The organism is Pseudomonas sp. JH-2 (assembly GCF_036231725.1).
GTDB lineage: Bacteria > Pseudomonadota > Gammaproteobacteria > Pseudomonadales > Pseudomonadaceae > Pseudomonas > Pseudomonas delhiensis.
The window spans coordinates 24,683-31,378 of sequence record NZ_JAZAQP010000064.1 but is presented as its reverse complement, the minus strand read 5'-3'; the positions used below and the strand labels follow the sequence as shown (position 1 = coordinate 31,378).

Genomic DNA, 6,696 nt, shown 5'->3' with positions numbered 1-6,696 from the left:
ACGGACATCCCGCCATCAAGCACCATCTCGGCAGTCTTGATTTTGAATTCATTTGAATAGGACTTTCGCACTATTTTTGCCTCCAGTTGGGCGCCATGATAGCGCCCGATGAAGGTGTCCAAGATCATTAGGCCAGCTCACATCCACGCCATTCCCCTGTAGGAGCGCGCCCTGCGCGCGAATCGCGGGCAGGGCCCGCTCCTACAGGAAGCCATACCAGCCTGGACCGTAGGAGCGGAGCTTCTCCGCGATAGCCGCCCCCTGGCGCGATTCGCGGATGAGGTCCGCTCCTACGAGAAACATGCCCGCAGCAAAAAGCCCCGGCGCTCGCGCGGCGGGGCTTTCGTCTTTCGGCAGCCGCTCAGCGTCCGTTGATCACCGGCGTGCACAGCCGCTCCAGCAGCATGGCCTGGGCGTTGCGCGGGTTCTGGTTGCCGGTGGGGTTCAGGCGCTGGTAGCTGCCGTCGGGTTGCAGCACCCAGGCCTGGGTGTTGTCGGCCAGGTACAGCTCCAGCTCCTTCTTCACCCGCTGCACCAGCTTCTTGCCTTCCACCGGGAAGCAGGTCTCCACGCGCATGTCGAGGTTGCGCTCCATCCAGTCGGCGCTGGAGAGGTACAGCTTCTCGTCGCCGCCGTTGAGGAAGTAGTAGATGCGGCTGTGCTCGAGGAAGCGGCCGATGATGGAGCGCACGTGGATGTTGTGCGAGACCCCCGGCACACCCGGGCGCAGGCAGCACATGCCGCGCACCACCAGGTCGACCTTCACCCCCACCTGGCTGGCCTTGTACAGCGCGCGGATGACCTTCGGGTCGGTCAGCGAGTTGACCTTGGCCATGATGTGCGCCGGCTTGCCCTCGGCGGCCTGGGCCGCCTCGCGGTTGATCATCTCCAGCAGGTTCTTCTTCAGCGTGAAGGGCGCGTGCAGCAGCTTCTTCATGCGCAGCGTCTTGCCCATGCCGATCAGCTGGTTGAACAGCTTGTGCAGGTCCTCGCACAGCGCCACGTCGGCGGTGAGCAGGCTGTAGTCGGTGTACAGGCGGGCGTTGCCGGCGTGGTAGTTGCCGGTACCCAGGTGCGCGTAGCGGCGCAGCTCGCCGTCCTCGCGGCGGAGGATGAGCATCATCTTGGCGTGGGTCTTGAAGCCGACCACGCCGTAGATCACCACCGCGCCGGCCTGCTGCAGGCGGCTGGCCAGCTGCAGGTTGGACTCCTCGTCGAAGCGCGCGCGCAGTTCGATCACCGCAGTGACCTCCTTGCCGTTGCGCGCCGCTTCCACCAGGGCGTCGACGATCTCCGAGTTGGCCCCGGAGCGGTACAGGGTCTGCTTGATGGCCAGCACGTTCGGGTCCTTGGCGGCCTGGCGCAGCAGGTCGACCACCGGGGTGAAGGACTCGAAGGGGTGCATCAGCAGCACGTCCAGCTTGGCCAGCACGCCGAACATGTTCTCCTTCTTCTGCAGCAGCTTGGGAATGGTCGGGGTGAACGGCGGGTACTGCAGCTCCGGGTGGCTGGCAAGGCCGGTGACGCTGAACAGGCGGGTCAGGTTGACCGGGCCGCTGACCTTGTACAGCTCGCTCTCGGCCAGGCCGAACTGCTTGAGCAGGTAGTTGGACAGGTTCGCCGGGCAGGTGTCCACCACTTCCAGGCGCACGGCGTCGCCGTAGCGCCGCGAGAACAGCTCGCCGCGCAGTGCGCGGGCCAGGTCCTCGACGTCCTCGGCGTCCACCGAGAGGTCGGCGTTACGCGTCAGGCGGAACTGGTAGCAGCCCTTGACCTTCATGCCGGAGAACAGGTCGTCGGCGTGGGCATGGATCATCGAGGAGAGGAACACGTAGTTGTCGCCCTCCCCGGCCACGTCCTCGGGCAGGCGGATGATCCGCGGCAGCGAGCGCGGCGCCGGGATGATCGCAAGGCCGGAGTCGCGGCCGAAGGCGTCCATCCCCTCGAGCTCCACCACGAAGTTCAGGCTCTTGTTCACCAGCAGCGGGAACGGGTGGGTCGGGTCGAGGCCGATAGGGGTGATGATCGGGGCGATCTCGTCGCGGAAGAAGCGCCGCACCCAGGCCTTGATCTTCGGCGTCCAGTAGCGCCGGCGGATGAAGCGCACGCCGTGCTTGGCCAGCTCGGGCAGCAGGATGTCGTTGAGGATGGCGTACTGCCGGCCGACCTGCTCGTGCACCTGCTCGCTGATCCGCGCCAGGGCCTGGTGCGGCAGCAGGCCGTCGGCGCCGGCCTGCTCGCGGGCGAAGGTGATCTGCTTCTTCAGCCCGGCGACGCGGATCTCGAAGAACTCGTCGAGGTTGCTGGAGAAGATCAGCAGGAACTTCAGGCGCTCGAGCAGCGGGTAGGACTCGTCCAGCGCCTGCTCCAGCACGCGGATGTTGAACTGCAGCTGCGACAGCTCGCGATGAATGTAGAGGGCACTGTCGTCGACGTTCACCGCCGGCGCGGCGGGCACCTCCACGACGGTTTCGGCCGCCTCGGGCAGCGCCAGGGTTTCGGTGACGGTCACTTCGGTTTCGATCAGATCGGTTGCGTTCTGGCCTTCGGTATTCATCGCAAGTCTCGTCGCGGGGGCGTCAGCGCCCCCTTTTCAGTTGTTCTGCCGCACGTTTGGCGAAGTAGGTCAGGATGCCATCAGCGCCGGCGCGCTTGAAGGCCAGCAGCGATTCGAGAATCACCGCCTCGCTGAGCCAGCCATTCTCGATGGCCGCCATGTGCATCGCGTATTCGCCGCTGACCTGGTAGACGAAGGTCGGCGCGCGGAATTCGTCCTTGGCCCGGCGGACGATGTCCAGATAGGGCATGCCCGGCTTGACCATGATCATGTCGGCGCCTTCGGCGAGGTCGGCGGCGATCTCGTGCAGCGCCTCGTCGCTGTTGCCCGGGTCCATCTGGTAGGTGGCCTTGCTGCCCTTGCCGAGGTTGGCGGCGGAGCCGACCGCGTCGCGGAACGGGCCGTAGTAGGCGCTGGCGTACTTGGCCGAGTAGGCCATGATGCGCACGTTGGTGTGCCCGGTGGATTCCAGCGCCTCGCGGATGGCGCCGACGCGGCCGTCCATCATGTCCGAGGGGGCCACCACCTGGGCGCCGGCCTCGGCGTGGGACAGCGCCTGCCTGACCAGCACGTCCACCGACTCGTCGTTCATCACGTAGCCGTTCTCGTCGAGGATGCCGTCCTGGCCATGGCTGGTGAACGGGTCCAGGGCCACGTCGGTGATGATGCCCAGTTCCGGGAAGCGCTCGCGCAGGGCGCGGGTAGCGCGCTGGGCGATGCCCTCGGGGTTGTACGCCTCGGCGCCGTCGAGGGACTTCTTCTCCAGCGGGGTGACCGGGAACAGCGCCAGCGCCGGGATGCCCAGCTCCACCAGTTGCTCGGCCTCCTGCAGCAGCAGGTCGATGGACAGGCGTTCGACGCCCGGCATCGAGGCGATGGCCTCGCGCTGGTTCTTGCCGTCGAGGACGAACACCGGAAGGATGAGGTCGTCGACGCTCAGCACGTTCTCGCGCACCAGGCGACGGGAAAACTCGTCGCGGCGGTTACGGCGCAGGCGGGTGAAGGGGAAGGCGCGTTCGGCGGAAATGAAGCTCACGGCGTACTCCAGGGCCCGGGCAGCAGGCACAGTGTGACAGTTATAGTCCGTGATTATGACCGATTGGTAACAAGGGGTAACAGTGACCCGGGGTCGCGGCAACCGGTCGCAGGGGCCCGAAGCCGCAGCATACGACCAAAGTAGGCGGCCTGGGCCATGCAAAGGCCAGCAAGCCGCCAGCAGGTGCCTTCCCCCCGGACGACAACCGGGTTAGGCTGCGCGTTCATTTCGCTGCGTTGCCTCGATAATGCTCCAACAATTCCTGCAGGATTTCGGCTATCTGGCCCTGTTCCTCGGCACCTTCTTCGAGGGCGAGACGATTCTGGTGCTGGCCGGTTTCCTTGCCTTCCGTGGCTACATGCAGCTCGAATACGTGATCGCCGTGGCCTTCCTCGGCAGCTACGCGGGCGACCAGCTCTGGTACTTCCTCGGCCGCCGCCACGGGCGCAAGCTGCTGGCGCGCAAGCCGCGCTGGCAGAAGCTCGGCGACCGCGCCCTGGAGCACGTGCGGCGGCGCCCGGACCTGTGGGTGCTGAGCTTCCGCTTCGTCTACGGCCTGCGCACGGTGATGCCGGTGGCCATCGGCCTGTCCGGCTATCCGCCGGGCCGCTACCTGCTGCTCAACGGCCTAGGCGCCATCGTCTGGGCCAGCGTGCTCGGCTCGGCGGCGTACTACTTCGGCAGCGTGCTCGAAGGCGTGCTGGGCAACATCAAGAAGTACGAACTCATGGTCCTCGGCGGCCTGCTCGCCGTGGGCCTGCTGCTGTGGCTGCACCGGCGCATCAGGAACAGCCGCAACGGCGGCTGATCAGGCCGGCTGCGCCTGCCGCCCCTCGTGGCGCAGGCCCCACAGCGCCAGCAGGCTGAGGCCGGCATGGGCGCCCAGCAACGCCAACGCCCACCCCGGCAGCGCCAGGCCGGCCGCTGCGGCGGTAACCGCCACCCAGGGCGGGTTCAGCAGCAGGCGCAACACTTCCAGCCTCGGCGCCCAGGCGCGGCTCTCCAGCCAGGCGCCGATGGCGAACAGGCCGCAGGCCATCCACGCCCACCCCAGCAGCAGCGCCGGCAGCGGCCAGCCCTCCCCCAACCCCAGCAACAAGGTGCCGCCGACCACGTAGCCGGCGAACTGCAGCGCCGCGTACCACTGCCGGCCGCGGGAGAGCGGCACCTCGAACTTGCGGAAGGTGGCCAGGTCGGGCTTCTGCAGCGGGTAGCGCGCCGCCACGTCGGCCGGGCGCCAGCCGGTGCGCATGAACCAGATGCGCAGCTTGTCCCACCAGCTGCCCGCCCGCCGCGCATCGTTCCACAGCGCGGTATACACCTGCAGGTTGGCCCACAGCGGGTTCCAGCTGGCCAGCGGCACGGTCACGCCGAACACCACCGGCTCCTCGTCCAGCTCTTCCTGGAAGGTGCCGAACAGGCGGTCCCAGAGGATGAACACGCCACCGTAGTTGCGGTCCATGTAGACAGGGTTCTGCGCATGGTGCACCCGGTGGTTCGAAGGGCTGATGAAGACCCATTCGAACCAGCCCAGCTTGGGAATGTGCCGGGTGTGCACCCAGAACTGGTAGAGCAGGTTCAGCGCCGCCACCGTGAGGAACACCAGCGGCGGCACCCCGGCCACCGCCATCGGCAGATAGAAGATCCAGCCGAACAGGAAGCCCGTGCTGGTCTGCCGCAGCGCCGTGCTGAGGTTGTACTCCTCGCTCTGGTGGTGCACCGCGTGGGCCGCCCAGAGGATGCTGCGCTCGTGGCCCAGGCGGTGGTTCCAGTAGTAGCAGAAGTCGTAGAAGACGAAGGCGAACACCCAGACCCAGGCGCTTTGCGCCGACAACTCGAAGAGCGCCAGGTGCTGCCAGGCGAACACGTAGGTGACCAGGCCGATGCCCTTGGTCAGCAGGCCGCTGGTGGTGGACAGCACCCCGGCGCTGAGGCTGTTCAGGGCGTCGCCCAGGCGGTAGGTGGAGGTGCCGCGCCAGCGGTCGGCGAGCAGCTCCAGCGCGATCAGCAGAAAGAAGAACGGCACCGCGAAGAGGATGTAGTTCATGGCGCGACCGAATCGTTATGCTTATGGATACCGATCCTAGTCCTCTGGCGCCCGGGTACAACGGCCGCCGGTGACAACCCGGCCGGCATATGGCGACAGGCACGTCGCCACGCCGGCCACCCCGAACCAGGAGTACCTGCATGCACAAGAAAGTTGCCGTCATCCTCTCCGGCTGCGGCGTCTACGACGGCGCCGAGATCCACGAAAGCGTGATCACCCTGCTGCGCCTGGCCCAGCGCGGTGCGCAGGTGCAGTGCTTCGCCCCGGACATCGCCCAGCACCACGTGGTCAACCACCTGACCGGCGAGGAAATGCCCGAGAGCCGCAACGTGCTGGTGGAGTCCGCGCGCATCGCCCGTGGCGCCATCAGGGACGTGCGCGAGGCGAAGGCCGAGGACTTCGACGCGCTCATCGTTCCCGGCGGCTTCGGCGCGGCGAAGAACCTCAGCAACTTCGCCTTCGAGGGCGACCAGTGCGAGGTCGAGTCGGACGTGCTGGCCCTGGCCAAGGCCTTCGCCGCCGCGCACAAGCCGGTGGGCCTGATCTGCATCGCCCCGGCCATGGCCGAGCGCATCTACGGCCCGGGCATCGAATGCACCATCGGCTGCGACGCCGACACCGCCGCCGCCCTGACCCGCATGGGCGCCAAGCACGTCGAATGCCCGGTGGACGAGATAGTCGAGGACAGCCGCCACAAACTGGTGACCACCCCGGCCTACATGCTGGCGCAGAACATCGCCGAGGCAGCCAGCGGGATCAACAAGTTGGTCGATCGGGTGCTTGAACTGGCCTGATGCAGCCGCTTGTCGTAGGAGCGAGCCTGCTCGCGAACCGCATCTCCCGGTAACTCCGGCGCGTGGGGCAGCCCCCTTGCCCTCTCCCTAACCCTCTAGGGGACCGTTGGGCAGAAACGGGCATTTCAGTGTTAGCCGGAAGCGAAGTTGCAGGTTGAAACCATGCCTATCCGCCGGCACGGACAAGCCCCCTCTCCCTTCAGGGAGAGGGCTGGGGAGAGGACGCTCTCAAACCCAGCTCTGCAGCCCCCAGGAAACTCTA

General features: G+C 66.9%; 5 protein-coding genes. 2 read left to right on the top strand and 3 right to left on the bottom strand.

What is annotated here, in order from left to right; translation table 11 throughout:
• Positions 1-361: 361 nt before the first annotated feature.
• Both ppk1 and hemB read right to left on the bottom strand, forming a co-directional pair.
• Positions 362-2,557, bottom strand: coding sequence for a polyphosphate kinase 1 (gene ppk1, locus VV867_RS28180; RefSeq protein WP_328568160.1), 2,196 nt, complete (start codon positions 2,555-2,557; stop codon positions 362-364).
• A 22-nt stretch (positions 2,558-2,579) separates the two neighbouring features.
• On the bottom strand, positions 2,580-3,593 hold the full coding sequence (gene hemB, locus VV867_RS28175) for a porphobilinogen synthase (RefSeq protein ID WP_109937081.1): 1,014 nt from the start codon (positions 3,591-3,593) through the stop codon (positions 2,580-2,582).
• A gap of 244 nt (positions 3,594-3,837) precedes the next feature.
• Here hemB and VV867_RS28170 point away from each other — a divergent pair, with 244 nt between their 5' ends.
• A complete protein-coding gene (locus VV867_RS28170; RefSeq protein WP_275630542.1) occupies positions 3,838-4,401 on the top strand; it encodes a DedA family protein in 564 nt (187 codons plus the stop codon).
• Here VV867_RS28170 and VV867_RS28165 read toward each other — a convergent pair whose 3' ends face one another.
• On the bottom strand, positions 4,402-5,640 hold the full coding sequence (locus tag VV867_RS28165; protein WP_328568159.1) for a sterol desaturase family protein: 1,239 nt from the start codon (positions 5,638-5,640) through the stop codon (positions 4,402-4,404). It lies immediately after the preceding gene.
• A gap of 140 nt (positions 5,641-5,780) precedes the next feature.
• Here VV867_RS28165 and elbB point away from each other — a divergent pair, with 140 nt between their 5' ends.
• The gene (gene elbB, locus VV867_RS28160; RefSeq protein WP_109932143.1) at positions 5,781-6,434 is read left to right on the top strand and encodes an isoprenoid biosynthesis glyoxalase ElbB; all 654 of its coding nucleotides are present in this window, start codon (positions 5,781-5,783) and stop codon (positions 6,432-6,434) included.
• The last annotated feature ends 262 nt before the right edge of the window (positions 6,435-6,696 follow it).

Excerpts from the sequence above, each read along its gene's own strand:
- ppk1 (WP_328568160.1), bottom strand. The coding sequence starts at position 2,557 with ATGAATACCGAAGGCCAGAACGCAACCGATCTGATCGAAACCGAAGTG.
- VV867_RS28165 (WP_328568159.1), bottom strand. The coding sequence starts at position 5,640 with ATGAACTACATCCTCTTCGCGGTGCCGTTCTTCTTTCTGCTGATCGCG.
- elbB (WP_109932143.1), top strand. The coding sequence starts at position 5,781 with ATGCACAAGAAAGTTGCCGTCATCCTCTCCGGCTGCGGCGTCTACGAC.